The following is a 21,727-nucleotide window of genomic DNA, read 5'->3' as shown; positions in this document are numbered from 1 at the left end:
TCTACGGCTGTCACCGCAGGTCGGCCCGGCCGGATCCGTGTCGGTGTTCGGCAACCGTGCTGGAGGTCCTCGCGTGCCCGACCGTGAATCGTTCGACTACATCATCATCGGAGCGGGGAGCGCGGGCTGCGTCCTCGCCCATCGCCTCACCGAGGATTCCCAGGTCTCGGTCCTGCTGCTGGAGGCCGGTCCCGACGACCGTGCCGACGAGATCAAGATTCCGGCGGCGTGGGGGAAATTGATTCGCACCCAATGGGATTGGCGATACGAGACCACGCCGCAGAAACATCTCGGCGGCCAGCGCGCGTACTGGCCGCGGATGAAGGCGCTGGGCGGCTGCTCGTCGATGAACGCGATGATCTTCATCCGCGGCAATCGCGCCGACTACGACGGCTGGCGGCGCGACTTCGGCGCGGTCGGCTGGAGCTACGAGGACGTTCTGCCCTATTTCGTGCGGTCGGAGACCAACACCGGCCTGCGTTCGCCCTATCACGGCACCGACGGCCCGCTGCACGTCGAGAACCGCCGCTTCACCCATGAGCTGACCGATGCCTGGATCGCCGCCGCCGCGGCCGCGGGCCTGCCCCGCACCGACGACTTCAACGGCGCGACGCAGGAGGGTGTGGGCCGCTACCAGGTCACCCATCGCAACGGCCGCCGCTGGTCCACCGCCGACGGCTATCTGCGCCCGGCGCTGGACCGGCCGAATCTGACGGTGCGGACCGAGGCACACGCCACCGCGCTGGTACTCGACGGCACCCGCGCGGTCGGCGTCACCTATCGCCGCCACGGCAGCGAGCACACGGTGCACGCCGAGGCCGAGGTGCTGCTGTCCGGCGGTGCGGTCAATTCGCCGCAGTTGCTGATGCTTTCCGGTATCGGGCCCGCGGCGCATCTGCGTGACCTGGGCATCGATGTGGTGGTGGACCTGCCCGGCGTCGGCGAGAACCTGCACGACCACCCGGTGACCCCGATTCTGTGGCGCACCCGCGGCGTCTCCGATCTCGCCGATTTCGAGACCCCGTTCCGGCTCGCGCAGTGGCAGGCCCTCGGTCGTGGGCCGCTGACCTCCAATGTCGGCGAAGGCGGCGGATTCGTGCGCACCCGCGAGGGCCTCGAGGGTCCCGACATCCAGTACCACGTCGCGCCGACGGCGTTCTACGACAACGGTTTTCACGAGAACATCGCTCCGATGTTCACCGCCGGGCCGACGCTGGTCGACGTGCACAGCCGCGGCCGGTTGCGGTTGCGGTCGGCCGATCCGCTGTGGAAGCCGGAGATAGATCCGGCCTACTTCTCCGACCCGCGCGATGCGGATGCCCTGCTCGCCGGCTGCCGGCAACTGCTCGAGATCGCGCGGCAGCAGCCATTGGCTGCCCACCTCGACCGCTCCTACCTGCCCGAAGACGCCAACCGGATCGACGAGGACGGCTGGCGGGCCCATATCGCCCGCTGGACGCAGACGCTGTTCCACCCCGTCGGCACGTGCGCCATGGGCACCGGCGAGACCGCGGTGGTCGACCCCGAACTGCGCGTCCACGGCGTGAGCGGACTGCGCGTGGTCGACGCCTCGGTCATGCCCCGCATCGTCCGCGGCAATACCAACGCGCCGACCGTCATGATCGGCGAGAAGGCGGCCGACCTGATCCGCGGCCGCACCCCGTCGGCCACCACCGGCACCGCGACGAAGGAGGCCACCCGATGACGACAGTGAACGAGATCCGTGAGCTCGACACGCACGCCACCTTCGACGTGCACGATCCCGGCACCGGCGAGGTGGTGGGCACCTACCCGATCCACACCGAGGCCGATGTCGAGGCGGCGGTGGCCCGGGCCCGCACGGCATTCGACTGGTGGTCCGGCCTCGACTACGCCGAACGGGCCCGGCGCCTGGCCGGATTCGCCGGACTGCTGGCCCGGCGGATTCGGCAGCTGGCCGCGGTGATGCACGACGAGACCGGTAAGCCGTATTCCGATGCCGCGCTCGAGGTGGCGCTGAGTCTCGACCATCTGAAGTGGGCGGGCCGCAACGCTCCGAAGGTGTTGGGCCGCAAGAGCGCCCGGGTGGGACTGCTCACGATCAACCAGGCGGCATCGGTGGAGTACAAGCCGCTCGGCGTCATCGGCGTGATCGGCCCCTGGAACTATCCGGTGTTCACGCCGCTGGGTTCGATCGTGTACGCGCTGGCGGCGGGTAACGCCGTGGTGTTCAAACCCAGCGAATACTCCCCCGGTGTCGGGCGCTGGCTGGTCGACATGTTCGCCGAGGTCGTCCCGGAACAGCCGGTGCTGCAACTGATCACGGGCGAGGGGCCGACCGGTGCCGCGCTGTGCCGCTCGGGTGTCGACAAGATCGCCTTCACCGGCTCCACCGCGACGGCCAAGAAGGTGATGGCCGCCTGCGCCGAGAGCCTCACGCCGCTGGTCGCCGAATGCGGTGGCAAGGATGTGCTGCTCGTCGACGCCGACGCCGATCTGGACGCCGCGGCCGACGCCGCGCTGTGGGCCGGAATGGCCAATGCCGGCCAGTCCTGTATCGGCACCGAACGGGTCTATGTGCACGAGCGCGTCTACGACAGCTTCGTCGACACCCTGGTGACGAAGGCGAAACAGCAACGCGCGGGCAATGATCCGGGCGCCAAGATCGGCCCCGTCACGATGCCGAAGCAGCTCGACGTGATCCGCCGCCACATCGAGGACGCCGTCGCGCGGGGCGGACGGGCGCTGACCGGCGGCGCCGACTCCATCGTCGGGCAGGTGGTGCAGCCGACCGTACTGGTCGACGTGCCCGAGGACGCCCCGGCCGTCACCGAGGAAACCTTCGGGCCCACCCTCACCGTCGCGAAGGTGCCCGATATGGATACCGCGATCGCCCGCGCCAACGACAGCCGCTACGGGCTGTCCGCGGCCGTGTTCTCGAAGGCACGCGGGCGGGAACTGGCCGACCGGCTGCGCACCGGGATGGTCAGCGTCAACGCGGTTTTCACCTTCCCGCAGATTCCGTCGCTGCCGTTCGGCGGTGTCGGCGACTCGGGCTTCGGCCGCATCCACGGACCCGACGGCTTGCGTGAATTCACCTACGCCCACGCCGTCGCGCGGCAGCGCTTCCCCTCGCTGCTCGCCCTGACGACCTTCGATCGCACACAGAAGGCCGACGACACCATGGCCACTCTGATGGCGCTGCTGTTCGGCCGGCACTGATTCACACAGCACGAAGGCCACGTCCGGCGCGGAGCCGGGCGTGGCCTTCGCCCGTATACGACCTGTGTGGACTACTTCCCGGTCTGCTCGTGCAGTGCCTTCTTCGCGGCCTGCTGCGCGGCGTCGACCTGCTTTTCGAACTTGCCGCTGGTCTGCTTGTCGACCAGATCGCCGACCTTGTCGATCACCGGGTCGAGTTTGTCGGCATTCTTGGCCGCCAGGTCGGCTGCCTTACCGGCGGCATCCTTGAGCTGGTCGAACATACCCATGAGCGGTTCTCCTGATCTCGAAACAGTATTCGTAGGCTAACGCCTATTCAGCCGCTTCGGCGCGGCGCCGCACCCGGCGAGCCGCGGCGACCATATTGCGCAGCGACGGGTCCAGCTGCCAATAGTGGCGGGTCTTCAAACCGCCGTCCGGATTCGCCCACAGCCGCTGCGGTGACACGGCTTCGGCTGCGGCGGTGAGCAATTCGTCGATCTCGTCGATGTCCGGAATGCGCGCCGAACGGCTCTCGTACACACCGGGACCCACGCCGTGGCTCAGGCCGTGCCCCTCCTCCACATCCTCGGTCAGCGCCTTGAGCACCCATTCCAGGGAGCGGGTCGCGACGATGGCGGTGACGTCGGCGTCGAGTTCCTCGATGGCACGCACGATTTCGGAGCGGGCCGAGTAGGCGATATGGGTGTGGATCTGAGTGTCGGGGCGCACCCCGGAGGTCGCCAGCCGGAACGCGTTGACCGCCCAGCGCAGATATTCGGTGCGCCCGTCGGGTCGCAGCGGCAACAGCTCGCGGACCGCCGGTTCGTCGACCTGGATGATCGCCACGCCGGCCTTCTCGAGATCGGCCAGTTCGTCACGGATCGCGAGGGCCACCTGATCGGCGGTCTCGTACAGCGGCTGGTCCTGGCGCACGAACGAGCGGGCCACCATCGTCACCGGACCGGTCACGATGCCCTTCACCGGCTTGTCGGTGAGCGACTGCGCGTAGGTGATCCACTCCACCGACATCGGCTTCGGCCGCGACACGTCGCCGTAGATGATCGGCGGCCGCACACACCGCGAGCCGTAGACCTGCACCCAGCCGAAGTGGGTGGTGGCGAAACCGTCGAGCAGTTCGGCGAAGTACTGGATCATGTCGTTGCGTTCGTGCTCACCGTGCACGAACACATCGAGGCCGATGTCCTCCTGCAGGCGGATGGTCGACTCGATCTCGGCCTCGATCCGCTTGCGGTACTCCTCGTAGGACAGCCGGCCTTCGCCCAGGTCGTAGCGGGCCTGGCGCACCGCGTCGGTCTGCGGGAAGGAACCGAGCGTGGTCGCCGGAACCAGTGGCAGATTCAGCCGCTCCCGCTGCGCCTCGGCGCGCACCTCGTAGGGTTCGCGCTCCCGCATCTGCGGGGTCACCGCGTAAACCCGTTGCCGCACAGCATGTTTCTGCTTGAAGTGCACCGAGGTCGGCCGCTTGGCCCACTTCGCCGCGGTCTCGCCCCCTTCCCCGCCGCGATGCACCTCCGTCAGCGCCTTCGCCAGCGAAACGACCTCGAGCACTTTCTGTTTCGCGAAGGCGAGGCGGTCGGCGACATTGCCCTCGATGTCGTATTCGACCAGCAGGTCGTAGGGCACGTGCAGCAATGTGGTCCCGGTGGACACGACGAGGTCCGGGCACACCTTCGACAGCGCGTTGAGGTATTCCAGGGTGACCAGCCGGTCGGCACGCCAGACGTTGGTGCCACTGATCACGCCGGCGTAGAGCCGCTTGCGCCGGATTCCGGGAATCTCGGCGAGTTCCTCGGGCCGGGTGCGGTGGCTGGCCAGGTCGAGCCCGATCGCCTCCACCGCGGTACCCGCCAGAATCCGCACGGCCTCGGCGAAATCGCCGTACTGGCCGGTGACGAGGATGCGCGGACGCAGCGCGGACGTCGACAGCCGCTGATAGGCCCGCTCGAACGCGGCCAGTTCCTCCGGGGTGCGCTCACTGGTGAAGCACGGCTCGTCGAACTGCACACAGGTGGAACCGCGCTTGGCCAGGATCTCGAGCAGCTGTTCGTAGACCGGCAGCAGCTTGTCCAGCAGGGTCAGCTTGTCGAATTCGGTTTCACCCGGCACCTGCCCGGCCTTCGACAGCAGCAGCAGCGACAGCGGGCCCAGCACCACCGGCCGCAGTTCGATACCGCGGTCCATCGCCCGATCCCACTCCTCCAGCAAAGCCTCGGGATGCAGCGAGAATTCGGTATCGGCGTCGAGTTCGGGCTGACGGTAGTGGTAGTTGGTGCCGAACAGCCGGACCAGCTCCAGCGGCGGCAGATCGGGCCGGCCGCGTGCCATCAGGAAGTAGAAGTCGAGCGGGTGCAGCTGTTCGCGATACGGCTCGAACCGCTTCGGGACCGCGCCGAACAGCAGCGCGTTGTCGAGGATGTGGTCGTAGAAGGAGAAGGTGTTACCGGGTACCTGCGTCAGTCCGGTCGCGGCCAGCTCGGAGAACTGGGTGTCCTGGATGTCGCGCCCGACCGCGAGCAACTCCTCGCGGGACAGGGTGCCGTGCCAGTAGGACTCCAGTGCGCGCTTGAGCTCCCGGTGCGGACCGATCCGCGGGTAACCCAGGATGCTCGATCCGAAACCGTCGGTGACGTTGACCATGAGCGGGACTCCCTTTCGAGCTGCGGTCGAGGACCTTACTGCAGCTTATGCCTGTGTTTTTCGGCCTCCGCTTCGCTCCGGCGTGTTCGCGGCCCCCAGGGCTCGTCGTTCGGGCACCACTGCTTGCTCCTTCGTCGCCTACGCAGCGGCACCCGAACGACGAGCCGGCCGCGAACGGTCGCTCGTAAGACTCGCTCCGTGCCGACCGAGAAGTCGACAAGCACGATTCCCGTCAACGGTTGGCGAGTCTTGCGGGGCGAAGCTCTGTCGAGAGCCCGATCGGTCAGCGGTTGTACTGGTAGAAGCCCGCTCCCGTCTTCTTACCCAGCAGCCCGGCCTCGACCATGCGCATGAGCAGCGGCGGCGCCGAGTAGAGCGGCTCCTTGAATTCGGCGTACATGGAGTCGGCGATCGACTTCACCGTGTCGAGGCCCACCAGGTCGGTCAGGGCGAGCGGACCCATGGGGTGGGCGCAGCCGAGCACCATCGCCTTGTCGACGTCTTCCTTGGTGGCGAAACCGGATTCGACCATGCGGATGGCCGAGAGCAGGTACGGCACGAGCAGCGCGTTGACGACGAAGCCGGAGCGGTCGGCGGAGCGAACGACCTGCTTGCCGAGGACCTCACCCGCGAAGGCTTCGGCGCGCGCGGACACCGCTTCGCTGGTCTTGAGGGTGGTCACGAGTTCGATGAGCGGCAGCACCGGCACCGGGTTGAAGAAGTGCATGCCCACGACCCGCTCGGGGTTGTTGGTGGCGACGGCGATCTTCATGATCGGGATCGAGGATGTGTTGGAGGCCAGCACGGCATCCGGGTCGGTGACGACCTTGTCGAGTTCACTGAAGATCGCGGTCTTGACGTCTTCGCTCTCGACGACGGCCTCGACGACCAGTTGCCGGTCGGCGAAGTCACCGAGGTCGGAGGTGAACCGCAGCCGCCAGGCGGCCTGTTCGCGCTCCCGCTCGGTGATCTTTCCGCTGCTCACACCGCGATCCAGCGATCGCAGGATGCGGGCGCGGCCGGCGGCAGCCAGTTCCCGGGTCTGTTCGAACACGAGCACATCGACATGCGCCCGGGCGCAGACCTCGGCGATTCCGGCGCCCATCTGTCCGGCGCCGATGATTCCGACGCGCTGAATCTTTTCGCTGCTCACGTCCCGCTCCTGCTGGTTGTGTGGCGGTGGATTGGGTGAAGGGACTCGCACCCTTCGGTCACTTCAGTTATAGGGAAAAGCCCTCCCCGCCGGGGCTGTTCGACGGGAAGGGCTTCGGACACTCGTTGCAGGAGTGCCCATGTCAGGTGGTGAAATACCCGGTTCTTGCGAAATCGGACAACCGATTTCGCAAGAACATGGGTAACTCACCGGGTACGGCCAAAACTCGAGGCCATACCCACCGCCGGCCGCGTACACGACCGGCGCGGCTCCCAGTCTGGCTAAAAGACTCGGAGAGGCGGACCAGCCTCAGTGGAACTGACCCTCTTCGGTGGAGCCCTTCAGGGCCGCCGTCGAGGTGTTCGGGTCCACGGTGGTGGCGATGGTGTCGAAGTAGCCGGCACCGACCTCACGCTGGTGCTTGATGGCTGTGAAGCCACGCTCGGCGGCGGCCTTGAACTCGCGCTCCTGCAGGTCGACGAAGGCGGTCATGCCCTCGCGGGCGTAGCCGTAGGCCAGGTCGAAGGCCGCGTAGTTGAGCGAGTGGAAGCCCGCCAGGGTGATGAACTGGAACTTGAAGCCCATCGCGGCCAGCTCGCGCTGGAACTTCGCGATGGTGGCGTCGTCCAGGTGCGCCTTCCAGTTGAACGACGGCGAGCAGTTGTAGGCCAGCAGCTGGTCCGGGAACTCGGACTTGACGCCCTCGGCGAACTTCCGCGCGACCTCGAGGTCCGGAATACCGGTCTCCATCCAGATCAGGTCGGAGTAGGGGGCGTAGGCCTTGGCACGCGCGATGCAGGGCTCGATGCCGTTCTTGACGTGGTAGAAGCCCTCGGCGGTGCGCTCACCGGTGATGAACGGACGGTCGCGCTCGTCGACGTCGGAGGTGATGAGGGTGGCGGCCTCGGCATCGGTGCGGGCGATGACGACGGTCGGGGTGTCGGCGACGTCGGCGGCCAGGCGAGCCGAGGTCAGGGTGCGGATGTGCTGCTGGGTGGGGATCAGCACCTTGCCACCGAGGTGGCCGCACTTCTTCTCCGACGCCAGCTGGTCCTCCCAGTGGGTACCGGCGGCACCCGCGGCGATCATGGCCTTCTGCAGCTCGTAGACGTTCAGCGCGCCACCGAAGCCGGCCTCACCGTCGGCGACGATCGGCACGACCCAGTTGTCGACGGAGGTGTCGCCCTCGACCTTGGCGATCTCGTCGGCGCGCAGCAGCGCGTTGTTGATGCGGCGCACGACCGACGGCACCGAGTTGGCCGGGTACAGCGACTGGTCCGGGTAGGTGTGGCCGGACAGGTTCGCGTCACCGGCGACCTGCCAACCGGACAGGTAGATGGCCTTCAGGCCGGCACGCACGGCCTGCACGGCCTGGTTACCGGTCAGAGCGCCGAGCGAGTGGATGTACTCGCCCTCGGCGTTGACGCCCTCCCACAGCAGCTCCGCACCCCGGCGGGCAAGCGTGTGCTCTTCCACGACATTGCCCTGCAGCTGCACGACCTGCTCGGCCGTGTACTCGCGGGTGATGCCCTTCCAGCGCGGGTTGGTGTCCCAGTCCTTCTGGATCTCCGCAGCGGTCTTCGGGGTGCCGACGTTCGACATCTGATGACTCCACTTCTTCGTTCGGTCTCGGTTGCCCCGCTCGCCGGACATCCGCGCCGACTACGGGTCGCGATGTCCGAACTCTGCTGGAGCGGCAATTTGCAGGGTTGCTATGCCCAACGGGTGTACTTCCACACGATGGCACAACTAAAAATTGCCGTCTACCTGTTGCAAGTGTGAATCTCCGCTAGCTTTGCGGGGGTCTTTGCTAAGCCTGCAAAATTTGCCTGTTAATTGCACGCCCCACTTCTACTGGCGAGTAGGGCTGACATGCGGTTTTACGTAACGCCCGTACTGTTTCAGTGAGCCTTACCACCACGACGATTCGGGAGCACGCATTGCCGACTGTGAGGACCTTCACAAGCGAGGGCAGCCGCCCTCGGTGTGCGCCGCGCCACTCCCGGCTCCGTACGATTCGGACATACCTCGGCGGCCCGGCCGACCGGCTGCGACACTGATCGTCGTGCCCCGGGGGTCGGCACCGGAACCCGGAAAGGAACACGATGCGCACACTGTGGACCGCGATCGCGGGCGTCGCCTGCTCCCTGACACTGGCCGCGACGGCCGCCGTGATCGAGGCGCCCGGCGCCGCGGCGGACACGCCGGCGGTGCAATCGGTGGAGCCGCTGTCCGCGGCGGCGACGCCGCCCGGCTCCGTCGATTCCCAGCGCATCCTCTATACGACGAGCACGGTCGGGAACCAGCCGACGGTCGCGAGTGCCGCGGTGTACTTCCCACCGGGACCGGCCCCGGCCGGTGGCTGGCCGGTCGTCGCCTGGGCGCACGGCACCGTCGGCCTGGGTGACAGCTGCGCCTACAGCGTCGCCGGCCCCGGCGATGTGGAGCGGGACTGGGCCTATCTGGGCACCTGGCTGAAGCAGGGCTATGCGATCGTGGCCGCCGATTACGCGGGCCTCGGCACGCCCGGCGACCACCCGTACCTCAACGGCGTCGTCGAGGCGCACAACGTGGTCGACGCCGTGCGAGCCGCCGTCGGCCACTATTCGCAGCTGTCACGCAAATGGGTGGTGGTCGGCCAGTCGCAGGGTGGCGGCGCGGCGATGTTCACCGCGCGCTACGCGACCGAATTCGGCGGGCCGGAGCTGGACTACCGAGGCGCGGTCGGCACCGGCGTGCCGGCCTATATCGAGGACATCCTGATGCCACTGGGCCCGGGCATCCCGCCGGTGAAGCTGAGCCCGCACACCACCGGCTACGTGCTCTACATCCTCAACGGCCTGCGCACCACATTCCCCGAACTCGGCATCGAATCCTTCCTGAACGACTCGGGCCGGTACTGGCTCGACCGCGCGAAGGACGAATGTCTCCTTCCGCTCGGTGACGATCTGGCCACCGCCGGTGTGGTGATCGGCGATCTGTTCACCCGCCCGTTGGCGCAGATTCCGGATCTGCACGGTTTGCTGGCCGGATACCTCGGGTTGCCCGAAACCGGTTACGACAGGCCGCTTTTCATGGGCCAGGGCCTGCGCGACACCGATGTGATCACCCCCGAGACGCTGCGCTACGCGGGAGTTCTGACCGCCAACCGGCAGCCGCTGACCTTCCGGGTCTATCCCACCGATCACAGCGGCACGGTCAACGCCTCACTGGTCGATTCGTTGCCGTTCGTTCGCGGCCTGTTCGCCTGACAGGACAACCCGGTCGGTTATTCGGTTGTGCTATGTCACAGCCGGATTCCCGCGCCGATCGGTGCCCGTCGGGGAATTCCCATTACCGACACGACGCCGCGCACGAGAGCGGTTATCCTCGCCCTCACGTGTGACGATCTGGCGACGGGACGCGACGACCGGCGGGCCCGCCCACTCGCGCACGCTGATCGGGAGCATGTGATGCGTGACATCGTCGAGGACCTGCTACGGGTCTGGCACAGCGGCCGCACGGGCGGCCTGGCAACCCTGGTCCGCTCCTTCGGCAGCTCCCCCTTACCGGTGGGCTCGGCGATGCTCGTCGACCCCGACGGCGGTGTGCACGGATCGGTCTCCGACGGCTGCTACGAGGCGGCCGTCTACGAGGCCGCGGTGGAGGCCGCGCGCACCGGTCACCGGGAGTTGCGGCGTTTCGACGCGACCTCCGGATTCGAGGTGAGCGCCGAATGCGGGACCATCGACGTGTTCGTGGAACCGTTCTCCCGCAACGACTTTCCGGAATTCGCGGCGGTGGCCGGGGATATCGCGCGGCACAAGCCGGTCACGGTGTTCACCGTCGTGTGGCACAGCGATCCGGAGGTGATCGGCCAGCATCTGGTCACCGACCGCCGACACAACACCGAGCTGGTGTCACTGCCGGAATCGGATGTGTTCGTCTCCTCCCACACCGCGCCGCCGCGACTGATCATCTTCGGCGCCAACACCTTCGCCGCCGCCTTGACGACGCAGGCCCGGCTGCTGGGCTATCGGGTGACCATCTGCGATCCGCGCGAGGCCTTCGCCGTTCCCGCGTCGTTCCCGGGCGCGGAGGTGGTGGTGGACTGGCCGCACCGTTATCTCAACGCCCAGGCCGGCGCCGGGACCATCGACCGGACCACCGCGATCGTCGCCGCGACCCAGGACCCGAAGTTCGAGATCCCCTTGCTCACCGTCGCGCTGCGGCTGCCCGAACTGGGCTATCTGGGTGCGCTCGGCTCGCATTCGGCCCACGACCATCGGCTCGAGGCCTTGCAGGCCGGCGGATTCGGCGCCGACACACTGGCGCGGTTGCACGCGCCGGCCGGCTTCGACATCGGCGCCCGCACTCCGATGGAACATGCCGTGGCGATCGCGGCCGAACTGCTCGCGGTGCGGTCCGCGGGGTCGCGCCGGACCCCGGCACACGCCACCGCTGCCGCCTCCTGATCGGCGCCGCGGGTCGGCGACTTCTAGGGTTCGAACCAGTCACGTGCCGAACGTCGCAGCAGCAACCCGACGACCAGCACCGAGACCACGGGACCGAGCCAGCCGGGCGGGCGGCCCACGACGATCGAGGGCACGGTCCACAGTGCGTTGAGAATGGCGAGCAGCACCGCGCCGATCCGGATGCTCGCGCCGACGGCGCCGAAGGCCAGAGCGACCGCGCCCAGGACCCAGCTCGCGATGAACGACAGCCCGGTGATCAGCGCGACATGCGAGCCGGACAGCCAGCCCGCGGTGACGGTGCAGCCGATGCCGACCGCGGCCAGTCCGAGCGCGAGTACCTGCGCCGCCCGAACCGCGAAGGGCATCCGGTAGGCCGATACGTCGTCGGCCGGCGGTGCGGCGACCGGGTCGGGAGCGGACTCCAGGGCGGGGCCAGGGCTCGGGTCGGTGTCTGCGACCGGCTCGGGGGTGGCAGCGGGGTCTGGTGCGGGGTCGGGCATCAGCTCACCTCTTCCGGAACTCCGGTTCGACGATCCTGATGTTTCGGCGATCCTTGTGTTTCGGCGGTCCGGGGCACCGGACATCGGCCCTCGGCGCGCGGACGACGACGAAGCCCGTTCGAAATGTACCGCTCTGCGCCGCCCCGGCCTCCGCATACGCACGGCGCGGCGAAATCCGTGCGCGGCCGTGTGACCCGATGCGGTGCGCTCCGAGGCGGTGTGACCCGACGCCCCGCAGCGCCCGGCCGGCAGTGTCAGCGGTCGCCGGCCGGATCGGCCAGCTTCTCGACCACGACCTGTGCGAGCACCCGCTGCCGCAGCGACAGGTCGATCTCGCCGGCCACGGCCATCACCACCGCCGCCGCCGAGGTGGCAACCGCGTCGGCGAGGATCGCGGGCCATTCCGGCCGGTCGGGTCCGGCCAGCGCGGCGATCACCGCGGCGGCCGCGGCATCACCGGCGCCGGTCGGATTACCGGACAGCGGCTCGGACAGGGCAGCCGACCACGCGCCCTCCGGTGTCACCGCGACCATGCCGTCCGCGCCGCGGGTCACGATCACCGCTGCCGCGCCCGCGTCCACCGGCACGGCGGCCGCCGCGGCCACCTCCTCGGTCGTGGTCGGGTGCGCGCCGGTCAGTCCCGTGAGTTCGTCGAGGTCCGGCATGAGGATCACCCCGGGCACCCGGGCGGCGGCCTCGAGGGCGAGACCGTCCACATCGCAGATCACCGGAACTCCGGCGTCGATGCCGATGCGGGCGAGGTCGGCGGGCAGCGACGCGCGTACGCCGCCGGGCAGCGATCCGGAGACGACGATGCCACCGGCCTCACCGACCAGCCCGCCCACCCGCACCAGCAGTTGATCCACCGCGTCCGGATTGGTGAGCCGTGCCCCCGGTTCCCACAGCGAGGTCGCCGAACCGTCGTGACATTCGCTGATCACGACGGTGCGGCGCACCCACGGCAGCGCGTGCACGAAATCCACCGGCAGTTCCCGTTCGGCCGCCGCGGAGAACGTGTGATCGGCGAAACCCGTTGCGCGCGAATACTTCCCGATCTGGTTGAGCACGCGTGTGACATTGATGCCCTTACCGCCGACACGCTGCTCGACGGACGAAACCCGATGCGCCCGTCCGGGTTCGAAGTTCTCGACGCGATAGGTCATATCGTAGGCCGGGTTCAGCGTCACGGTCAGAATCACCTCAACCACTGTCCTCGCCGCAGCACCGCACGCAACTCCAGATCCGAATCCACGACCAGTACGTCGGCGGACATCCCCGGCCGCAGATCACCGACCGCCGTCGCGCCGATCGCGGCCGCCGGGGTGGCGGCCGCCGCGCGCACCGCGTCGACCAGGTTCACACCGCATTCGTGCACCGCCCAGCGCAGGCACTGCAACTGGGTCGCGGTCCCTCCGGCCAGCGCACCGCCCGGCACCCGCGCCACCCCCGCCTCCACCCGGACCGCCTGCGGTCCGAGACGGTAATCGCCGTCGGGCAGGCCCGCGGCCTGCATGGCATCGGTCACCAGCGCCACGCGGTGCCGAGCGGTCGCGAAGACCAGTGCCGCGAAACCGGATTCGATGTGCACGCCGTCTCCGATCACCTCCACCACCACATCGCCCGCGGCCGCGGCCACCAGGGCGGCGGCGACCGCGCCGGGCGAGCGATGATGCAGCGGCGCCATCGTATTGGCCAGGTGCGTCACCAGCGTCCCGGACCCGCTGGGCGCCAGCGCTTCCCGGAACCGTTCGTATCCGGCATCGGTATGGCCGAGCGCCACCACCACGCCGTGCTCGGCGAGTTGCCCGGCGGCAGCGGCGAATCCGGGGCGTTCGGGCGCCAGCGTCATCACGCGCAGATATCCGCCCGCGGCATCGAGCAGGCGCCGGATCAGGCCGGGATCGGGGTCCAGAAGATAGCGCGGATCCTGTGCCCCGCAGCGTCTTTCGGACAGAAACGGTCCTTCGACGTGAATTCCGGCTATCTCACCGCTCGTAGCCACCTCACGCAGCGCCGCGACCTGGGCCACCATCGTGTCGGGTGCGGCGGTCACGATGCTCGCCAGTACCGTCGTGGCTCCCTGCCGATGGTGATAGCGCGCCGCCGCGCGGGCCTGTTCGGAATCGGTGGTGTCGAATCGGTGGCCGAATCCGCCGTGGTTGTGGATGTCGACCAGGCCGGGCAGCAATGTGCCGAGATGCGCCGGTGGTTCGGCGCCCCGATTGCCGAACGTCCATTGCGCGAGCGGCCGCACCGCCTCGATGCGCCCGTCCAGCACCTCGATCACCGCATCGTCGATGATCCCGGTCGAGGTGACCACGCGACCGCGAAGCACCGGCTGTCCGCCGTTCATTTCAAGCCCCCCAGCCGGGCGTACCGGGCCGCGCCGACGAGCCCGGCCCGTGCGCCGAAGGCGCCGGCGACGACCTCGGGCACCGGCGCCACCCGCACCAGCCGCTCCAGTCGTGCGCGCAGTCCGTCGATCAGCACCGGCCCGGCGCCGGCCAGTCCGCCGCCGATCACGATGCGCTGCGGGCAGACCGCGTGCACGACGCCCAGGAGTCCGTCGGCCAGTGCGGCGATCGCGTCGTCGATCACCGCGCGGGCGTGCGGGTCGTCCGGCGCGGCCGCGAAAACCGCTTCGGCGCCGTCGATGTCGCGACCGGTGCGCTCGCGGTAGGCCCGTGCGATGGACGGGCCGGAAGCCAGGGTTTCCACACAGCCGATATTCCCGCACGAACACCGCCGACCGTCGCGGCGCACCGGAATATGCCCGTATTCACCGGCCTGCCCGGCGCCACCGCGCACCAGCCGGCCACCGACGGTCAGCGCGCCGCTGATTCCGGTGCCGAGATTCACCACCAGCACGTCGTCGACGCCGCGCCCGGCGCCCAGGCGCCACTCCGCCCAGCCGGCCACGGCCACATCGTGTTCGATCAGCACCGGGAATCCCCACCGGTCCTGGAAGCGGCTGCCCACCTTCACATCTCGCCAGCCGATATTGCTGCTGAACACCGCCACCGACCGTGCGGCGTCGACGATGCCCGGCAGCGCGATCGCCCCGCGACGCAGGCCGGCCCGCGTATCGGAGGAGACCTCGGCCAGCAATCGGTCGCCGAGTTCGGCCATGGCGTCGAACGCCCGCTCGCCGTGCGGGGTGGGCACCGCCGCGGCGGCGGCGATCCGGCCGTCGGAGTCGCTGATCTCCGCCTTGATCGTGGTACCGCCGACATCCATGGCGAGGACCGGATCGAGTTCTTCCGCTTCCCTCATCGCAGAATCACCGATCGCCGGAGTCCGCGCGGGTGATCGGGATCGACCCCCAGGTCCGCGGCCCGCAGCAGGCACAGCCGATGCACACGCACCAGCTCGGCCATCGGATCGATGTCGCGATGTTCGAAATGGACTCCGGTAGCGAGTATTTCGTCGCGGAGGCCGGCGATGACGGGCCCCAGCGCCCATACCGCACGTCCGGGAGCCGCGATGCTGATGGGGCCGTGCCGATATTCGTTCGCCGGATATCCTTCCGTCCAGGCTCGGCAGGATTCCCGCAGTTTCAACCCCGCCTCGTCGGCCAGTGCCGCGGCGAAACCCGTTCCCACGAAGGTGATCTGCTCCGCACGCCGGAGCGCGGCCGGCACACTCGACTCGGCGGCCTCGGCCAGGACCGCGCGGGCCTGTTCGATCGCCGGAGCGAGATCCTCCCCCAGATGCCACCGCAGGATCGCGAGAACCGTTGTCGCGAAACGAGTTTGGACCACCGACCGCTCGTCGACCGCGTCGATCAGAATCGGATCGGCGAGGGCGAGGACCGGGGTACCCGGGCTGGAGCAGATCACGGTACGCGCCGCCGCGGCGGGCATCGCCCGCATCGCGTCGACCACCTCGGTGGTGGTGCCGGAACGGCAGATCACCAGGTAGCGGTCGTATTCACGCCCGGTTCGCACCGCACTCGCCGGCCAGGCGTCGGTGAGACCGTGTCCGGCCGACTCCCGGAGTTCGGCGATCGCACTCGCCATGAAAAAGGAGGTGCCGCAGCCGAGGACCGCCACCCGTTCACCGGGGTTCGGTAACAGCGTTCGGTGCTCTGCCGCGACCTCCGCCGCCCATGCCCAATCGTCGGGCTGGGTGGCCACCTCGGCAGCCAGATGGGGCCGGGGCGGATGCGTGCGATCAGAGCTCTCGGTGGAGGGCGGCACGGTCTCAGAATCGGACCCCGATTCGATCATGTCAACTTCCCCCGTGCCGACTTTCCCGCGAATCGTCCCCCGCGGCCGGCGCCGCGGTTAGATTCGGACGAGCCGGACCGGTCACCACCCTCCGGCATCCGCCGATGTCCCGCGAATGCCGCAGGTGACGGTCGTACAGAGGGAAAGGTTGACGCTGGTGTCCGGTCAGCCGCGCGCTGGATTCGCGCTCGCCGCGCTGCTCGTGGTGCTGTCGGTGGCCGTCGCCGCATGCGGTTTCCGGGGCCGCAGCGCCGACGATTCCGATCCGAACGCGCTGGCGCTGCTGGTGCCCGCCTACAGCGACGCGACCCGTGCGGAGTGGAGCACGATCATCGCGAACTTCCGCGCGCAGAATCCGGCGATCACGATCCATCTGCAGGTCGAATCGTGGGATTCGATCAACGAGGTGGTCCGCACCGATCTGCAGTCGGTGACCACCACCCCCGACATTCTCGGCATCGATGCCTACTCCGCATATGCCACCGACGACATGCTCTATCCGGCAACCGATATCGCCGACCCGGCGGTCCTGCACGACATCGATCCCGGTTTCGCCCGCAACGCCTCCAACGACGGAACCCAGTGGGCGCTACCGCTGTTCGCCTCGACGCGCACGCTGTTCTACAACACCGATCTGTTCGCGCGCGCCGGCATCCCCGCCCCGCCGAAGACCTGGTCCGAACTGCGGGAGGACGCGCACCGCATCCAGGCCCTCGGCGGCGGCATCTCCGGGTACGGCCTGCCGTTGGGCAGTGAGGAAGCGCAGGGCGAGACGTCGATCTGGACCTTCGGCGCCGGCGGCAGCTGGTCCGAGGGCGCCACCCTCACCGTCGATACCGACGCCAATCGTGAAGGAGTGCAGGCGATGTCGGCACTGGCCGCGGCGGGCGACACCCAGCCGAACCCGGGCTCCACCGATCGGAAGGATGTGATCAATGCGTTCGTCCAGGGCCGGATCGGCATGATCGAAGGTCTGCCGCCGGTGCTGGGCATGATCGACCGGCAGAATCCGGCGCTGCGCTACGCCACCGCGCCGACACCGACGAAAACCGGTGCGCCCGTGACCCTCGGCGTCGCCGATCATCTGATGGCCTTTCGCAAACACGGCAACAAGCGGGCCGCGATCCGGCAGTTCCTGAACTACTTCTATTCGCCCGCGGTCTACGCCGATTTCGTGCGGGCGGAACACTTCATCCCGATCACCGCATCCGGTGCGCGCGCACTCGCGCGGGATCCGGTGACCGAGGCCTTCGCCGCCACCCTGCCGGTTGCCCGCTTCTACCCGTCCGCCGATCCGAAGTGGGCCGCGGTCCAGGGCGCGATCCGCCAGCAGATGGGCACGGTGACACAGGGCGCGGACCCGGCAGAGGTCCTGCGCCGCATCGCGCGGGCGGCGCGATGAGCAACCCACGCGGACACACCGGATCGGCGATCCGCGCCCTGCCGTGGATCGGCCCGGTGATCATCCTGATCGCCGCCGTGGTCGCATTTCCCGCCGGGTACATGATCTGGACCAGCACCCGTGACCTCAGCCCCTACGGTCGCGATCGGGGCTTCGCCGGGACGGCCAACTTCCGCCGGCTGTTCGGCATCGAGGAACTGGGCAGCGTCCTCGCCCACACCGTCGTCTGGGTCGTCGCCGTCGTGCTGATCACGCTGGTGCTCTCGGCGGCGCTGGCGCAATTTCTGGCCTTGGACTTTCCGGGCCGTACCCTGATCCGGCTGGCGATCCTGGTGCCGTGGGCGGCCTCGGTGGTCATGACCACGAGCATCTTCGCCTATCTGCTGGATCCGGAGGTCGGACTCGCCAATCGCCTCCTGGTCGATACCGGTGTGCTCGATCGCGGTTTCGGATTCACCAAGGAGCCGGGGCCGGCCTTCGCGGTGGCCATCGCGGTCGCGGTCTTCGTGTCGATTCCGTTCACCACCTATACGATTCTCGCCGGGCTGCACTCGATTCCGGTGGAAGTGGGTGAGGCGGGCCGGGTGGACGGCGCATCGGCCTGGCAACGCTACCGGTATCTGACGCTGCCGCAGCTGCGTCCGGCGATCGCGGTGGCCACCGTCGTCAACATCATCAATGTCTTCAATTCGCTGCCGATCCTGCAGGTGCTGACGGGCAGTATCGCCGGATTCTCCGCCGACACCACGACCACGTTGACCTACAAGCTGATTCGGCAGAATCAGCAGCTCGCCACCGCCGCGGCGATGAGCGTGCTGAACTTCGCCCTGATCGCGGTGATCATCGCGGTCTACGTGAAACTGGTCCGGCCGACCGCGGAGTCCGACACATGACCACCCGGGAGCGCGCCGCGCGGAAACCGACGCGGCGCTGGGGACTGACGGCGGCCGGCGTCGTGATCGCGGCCGTATTTCTCGTCCCGTACGTCGTGATGGTGCTGGGATCACTGAAACCCCGGTCGGAGATCCTGCGCATTCCGCCGTCCTATCTGCCGCATCGGTGGCGGCCCGGGAACTACGCCGATATGTGGCACACCCCGGAGACGCCGCTGCCGTTCAATATCGTCAGCACTCTCGCCATCGCCGTGCTCGCTACCCTGCTCGTGCTCGCGGTGGCCGTACCGGCCGCGTATCACACTGCGCGACGGCGGTTTCCGGGCAGGGCGGTCTTTCTCGGCGCGGTGCTGGTCACCCAGATGTTGCAGCCGGCGGTGCTCGTGACGGGCCTGATCCGGGAGTTCTTCGCCGTCGGCATCAACGACACCTGGTTCGCGATGATTCTGGTGAATGCGGCGTTCAACCTCTCCTTCGCGGTGTGGATCCTGCACAGCTTCTTCGCCTCCGTTCCGGTGCAGATAGAGGAAGCCGCGCAACTCGACGGATTGTCCCGGCCACACATTCTGTGGCGGATCAGCCTGCCGCTGGTATGGCCCGGAATTGTCACCGCGACGATTTTCGTCTTCGTCTCCTGCTGGAACGAATTCGCGGCGAGCCTGGTGGTATTGACCACTCCGGAAAATCAGCCGCTCTCGGTGGCGCTGACGAAATTCGTCGGCCAATACGACACCGCCTGGCAGTTCGTGTTCGCCATCTCCACCGTCGGCATCGTGCCGGTGGTCGTGCTGTTCGCACTCATCGAGAAGCGGCTGGTCGCGGGCCTGACCGCGGGAAGTGTGAAGTGACCGGCACGACTCGCCGGCCCTGACGACAATCGACTTGACGAATCGCATATACGGCTGCCATTATAGAAGTGGGAAGACACCGAATATGCGGTGTCTGATTCTTGTCGTTCTCTCGACAATCTTCTTATTGCGGTGTACTTTGGGACCTCCCGCAGCCCGGATGCCCGCCAACTCTCGAAATACGAAACAGTCGTGAACAGTGATGCAATCTGCGCGTCGCTGTCCATCGGCTCGGCCGAGGCATGTTCGGACGACATCCGGTGCGGATTGTGCAGACAGCCCCTACAGGACAAGCAGATCTCGTACCGGTCACCCGTGGCGTGACCGCGCGAGGTGCTGGAAGGATGCGCCTTGACAAGCTCGCAACGACTCTCGTTCGCGAAACTGTCCGAACCCCTGGAGATTCCGGGACTGCTCGAGGTTCAGACCGAATCGTTCGCCCGGCTGGTCGGAACGCCCGAATGGCAGCGGCGCGCGGCCACGCGCGGCGATGACACGATCGGCGGACTCGCCGAGGTGCTGGCCGAGATCAGCCCCATCGAGGACTTCTCCGAAACGATGTCGCTCACACTCTCCGATCCGCGCTTCGAAGAGGTCAAGGCCTCGATCGAGGAGTGCAAGGACAAGGACATGACCTACGCGGCACCGCTGTTCGTGACCGCGGAGTTCGTCAACAACAACACCGGTGAGATCAAGTCGCAGACGGTCTTCATGGGTGATTTCCCGATGATGACCGACAAGGGCACCTTCGTCGTCAACGGCACCGAGCGAGTTGTGGTGTCGCAACTGGTGCGTTCACCGGGTGTGTATTTCGATGAATCGATCGACAAGGGCACGGAGAAGACGCTGCATTCGGCGCGGGTGATTCCGTCGCGTGGTGCGTGGCTGGAATTCGATGTCGACAAGCGCGACACCGTCGGTGTGCGTATCGATCGCAAGCGTCGTCAGCCGGTCACCGTGCTGCTCAAGGCATTGGGCTGGAGCAGTGAACGGATCGCCGAGCGGTTCGGCTTCTCCGAGATCATGACCACCTCGCTGGCCAAGGACAACACCGCCGGCACCGACGAGGCGCTGCTCGACATCCACCGCAAGTTGCGGCCGGGTGAGCCGCCGACCAAGGAGTCCGCGCAGAACCTGCTGGAGAACCTGTTCTTCCGGGACAACCGCTACGACCTCGGCGCGGTGGGCCGCTACAAGATCAACAAGAAACTCGGGACGCACGGTGGTCGCACGGGCGGTCCGCGCGTGCTGACCGAGGACGATATCGTCACCATCATCGAGTACCTGTTGCGTTTGCGCGCAGGCGATTCCACGATGACCGCACCCGGCGGGCCGGAAGTACCGGTCGAGGTCGACGATATCGACCACTTCGGCAACCGGCGGGTCCGCACGGTCGGCGAGTTGATCCAGAATCAGATCCGCATCGGGCTCTCGCGGATGGAGCGAGTGGTCCGGGAACGGATGACGACCCAGGATGTCGAGGCCATCACCCCGCAGACGCTGATCAACATCCGCCCGATCACGGCGGCGGTCCGGGAGTTCTTCGGCAGCTCACAGCTATCGCAGTTCCTGGACGAACGCAATCCGCTGGCGAGCCTGACCAACAAGCGCCGGCTCTCGGCGCTGGGCCCGGGCGGTCTGAGCCGGGAGCGCGCCGGCCTCGAGGTCCGCGATGTGCACTACAGCCACTACGGCAGGATGTGCCCGATCGAGACCCCGGAAGGTCCGAGTATCGGCCTGATCGGCTACCTCTCGGTGTACGCGCGGGTCAATCCGTTCGGTTTCCTCGAAACCCCGTATCGCCGGGTGGTCGACGGCGCCGTCACCGACGAGGTCGACTATCTGACCGCCGACGAGGAGGACCGGCACGTCGTCGCACAGGCCAACGAACCGCTCGATACCGGGGGCCGCTTCGTCGCCGCGCGAATTCCGGTGCGGCGCAAGAACTCCGAAGTCGAGCTCGTCGATTCGACCCTGATCGACTATATGGATGTCTCGCCGCGCCAGATGGTGTCGGTGGCGACCGCCATGATTCCGTTCCTCGAGCACGACGACGCCAACCGCGCCCTGATGGGTGCGAACATGCAGAAACAGGCGGTGCCGCTGCTGCGCACCGAGGCGCCTCTCGTCGGCACCGGTATGGAGCGACGAGCCGCCGTCGACGCCGGAGATCTGATCGTCAACGAGAAAGCCGGTGTGGTGGAGGAGGTTTCGGCCGACTTCATCACCGTCGCGCACGACGACGGGACGCGCCGCAGCTATCGGCTGCGGAAGTTCTCGCGCACGAATCAGGGCACCTGCGCCAACCAGCGTCCCATCGTGGACGAAGGGCAGCGGGTGGCCGGCGGAGATGTCCTCGCCGACGGCCCGTGCACCGAGAACGGTGAGATGGCGCTGGGTAAGAACC

17 protein-coding genes are annotated in these 21,727 nt (G+C 67.9%); 8 read left to right on the top strand and 9 right to left on the bottom strand.

From position 1 onward, the window contains the following. The first annotated feature begins 73 nt into the window (after positions 1-73). Positions 74-1,705 (top strand): GMC family oxidoreductase, encoded by a 1,632-nt coding sequence (locus AC5592_RS22920; RefSeq protein WP_063065400.1) that lies wholly within the window; start codon positions 74-76, stop codon positions 1,703-1,705. Beyond that, positions 1,702-3,201 (top strand): aldehyde dehydrogenase family protein, encoded by a 1,500-nt coding sequence (locus AC5592_RS22915; RefSeq protein ID WP_063065399.1) that lies wholly within the window; start codon positions 1,702-1,704, stop codon positions 3,199-3,201. The genes AC5592_RS22920 and AC5592_RS22915 overlap by 4 nt, the downstream gene beginning before the upstream one ends. 71 nt (positions 3,202-3,272) lie before the next feature. Here the strand turns inward: AC5592_RS22915 and AC5592_RS22910 are convergent, their stop codons facing one another. The 4 genes from AC5592_RS22910 to aceA all read right to left on the bottom strand — a co-directional run bounded on the left by AC5592_RS22910 (position 3,273) and on the right by aceA (position 8,596). Next, positions 3,273-3,470: an Rv0909 family putative TA system antitoxin gene (locus AC5592_RS22910; protein ID WP_036506129.1), complete on the bottom strand. Its 198-nt coding sequence runs from the start codon at positions 3,468-3,470 to the stop codon at positions 3,273-3,275. Positions 3,471-3,513: 43 nt separating this feature from the next. After that, complete coding sequence (gene metE / locus AC5592_RS22905) at positions 3,514-5,841, bottom strand: 5-methyltetrahydropteroyltriglutamate--homocysteine S-methyltransferase (RefSeq protein ID WP_036506130.1); 2,328 nt, start codon at positions 5,839-5,841, stop codon at positions 3,514-3,516. A gap of 283 nt (positions 5,842-6,124) precedes the next feature. Next, on the bottom strand, positions 6,125-6,994 hold the full coding sequence (locus AC5592_RS22900; protein ID WP_036506131.1) for a 3-hydroxybutyryl-CoA dehydrogenase: 870 nt from the start codon (positions 6,992-6,994) through the stop codon (positions 6,125-6,127). 309 nt (positions 6,995-7,303) lie between these two features. After that, positions 7,304-8,596: an isocitrate lyase gene (gene aceA / locus AC5592_RS22895; RefSeq protein WP_030518801.1), complete on the bottom strand. Its 1,293-nt coding sequence runs from the start codon at positions 8,594-8,596 to the stop codon at positions 7,304-7,306. 503 nt (positions 8,597-9,099) lie between these two features. Between aceA and AC5592_RS22890 the strand changes: the two genes are divergently transcribed. Next, on the top strand, positions 9,100-10,245 hold the full coding sequence (locus tag AC5592_RS22890; protein WP_063065398.1) for a lipase family protein: 1,146 nt from the start codon (positions 9,100-9,102) through the stop codon (positions 10,243-10,245). 201 nt (positions 10,246-10,446) lie between these two features. Beyond that, on the top strand, positions 10,447-11,448 hold the full coding sequence (locus AC5592_RS22885) for an XdhC family protein (RefSeq protein ID WP_036506133.1): 1,002 nt from the start codon (positions 10,447-10,449) through the stop codon (positions 11,446-11,448). Between the two features lie 23 nt (positions 11,449-11,471). Here the strand turns inward: AC5592_RS22885 and AC5592_RS22880 are convergent, their stop codons facing one another. From AC5592_RS22880 to AC5592_RS22860, 5 genes are all read right to left on the bottom strand, one after another. Next, positions 11,472-11,948, bottom strand: coding sequence for a hypothetical protein (locus AC5592_RS22880; protein ID WP_063065397.1), 477 nt, complete (start codon positions 11,946-11,948; stop codon positions 11,472-11,474). 254 nt (positions 11,949-12,202) lie between these two features. Further along, positions 12,203-13,147, bottom strand: coding sequence for a hexose kinase (locus tag AC5592_RS22875; RefSeq protein ID WP_063065396.1), 945 nt, complete (start codon positions 13,145-13,147; stop codon positions 12,203-12,205). After that, on the bottom strand, positions 13,144-14,301 hold the full coding sequence (gene nagA / locus AC5592_RS22870; RefSeq protein ID WP_063065395.1) for an N-acetylglucosamine-6-phosphate deacetylase: 1,158 nt from the start codon (positions 14,299-14,301) through the stop codon (positions 13,144-13,146). Before nagA ends, AC5592_RS22875 begins: the two co-directional genes overlap by 4 nt. Continuing rightward, on the bottom strand, positions 14,298-15,221 hold the full coding sequence (locus AC5592_RS22865; protein ID WP_063065394.1) for an ROK family protein: 924 nt from the start codon (positions 15,219-15,221) through the stop codon (positions 14,298-14,300). The genes nagA and AC5592_RS22865 overlap by 4 nt, the downstream gene beginning before the upstream one ends. Beyond that, the gene (locus AC5592_RS22860) at positions 15,218-16,147 is read right to left on the bottom strand and encodes an SIS domain-containing protein (protein ID WP_063065431.1); all 930 of its coding nucleotides are present in this window, start codon (positions 16,145-16,147) and stop codon (positions 15,218-15,220) included. Before AC5592_RS22860 ends, AC5592_RS22865 begins: the two co-directional genes overlap by 4 nt. A gap of 187 nt (positions 16,148-16,334) precedes the next feature. Between AC5592_RS22860 and AC5592_RS22855 the strand changes: the two genes are divergently transcribed. The 4 genes from AC5592_RS22855 to rpoB all read left to right on the top strand — a co-directional run. Beyond that, on the top strand, positions 16,335-17,579 hold the full coding sequence (locus AC5592_RS22855) for an extracellular solute-binding protein (RefSeq protein WP_063065430.1): 1,245 nt from the start codon (positions 16,335-16,337) through the stop codon (positions 17,577-17,579). Next, positions 17,576-18,472 carry a carbohydrate ABC transporter permease gene (locus tag AC5592_RS22850; RefSeq protein WP_063065393.1) on the top strand — a complete coding sequence of 299 codons (897 nt, stop codon included), beginning with the start codon at positions 17,576-17,578 and terminating at the stop codon, positions 18,470-18,472. Before AC5592_RS22855 ends, AC5592_RS22850 begins: the two co-directional genes overlap by 4 nt. Further along, on the top strand, positions 18,469-19,320 hold the full coding sequence (locus AC5592_RS22845) for a carbohydrate ABC transporter permease (RefSeq protein ID WP_051025216.1): 852 nt from the start codon (positions 18,469-18,471) through the stop codon (positions 19,318-19,320). Before AC5592_RS22850 ends, AC5592_RS22845 begins: the two co-directional genes overlap by 4 nt. A 333-nt stretch (positions 19,321-19,653) precedes the next feature. Further along, positions 19,654-21,727: DNA-directed RNA polymerase subunit beta (gene rpoB, locus AC5592_RS22840; RefSeq protein ID WP_084507031.1), on the top strand; the 2,074-nt coding region annotated here is incomplete at its 3' end.

This window comes from Nocardia violaceofusca NBRC 14427 (genome assembly GCF_963869435.1).
Taxonomy (GTDB): domain Bacteria; phylum Actinomycetota; class Actinomycetes; order Mycobacteriales; family Mycobacteriaceae; genus Nocardia; species Nocardia aobensis.
The sequence above is the reverse complement of the archived record's forward strand: the minus strand, read 5'-3'. Positions and strand labels throughout refer to the sequence as shown.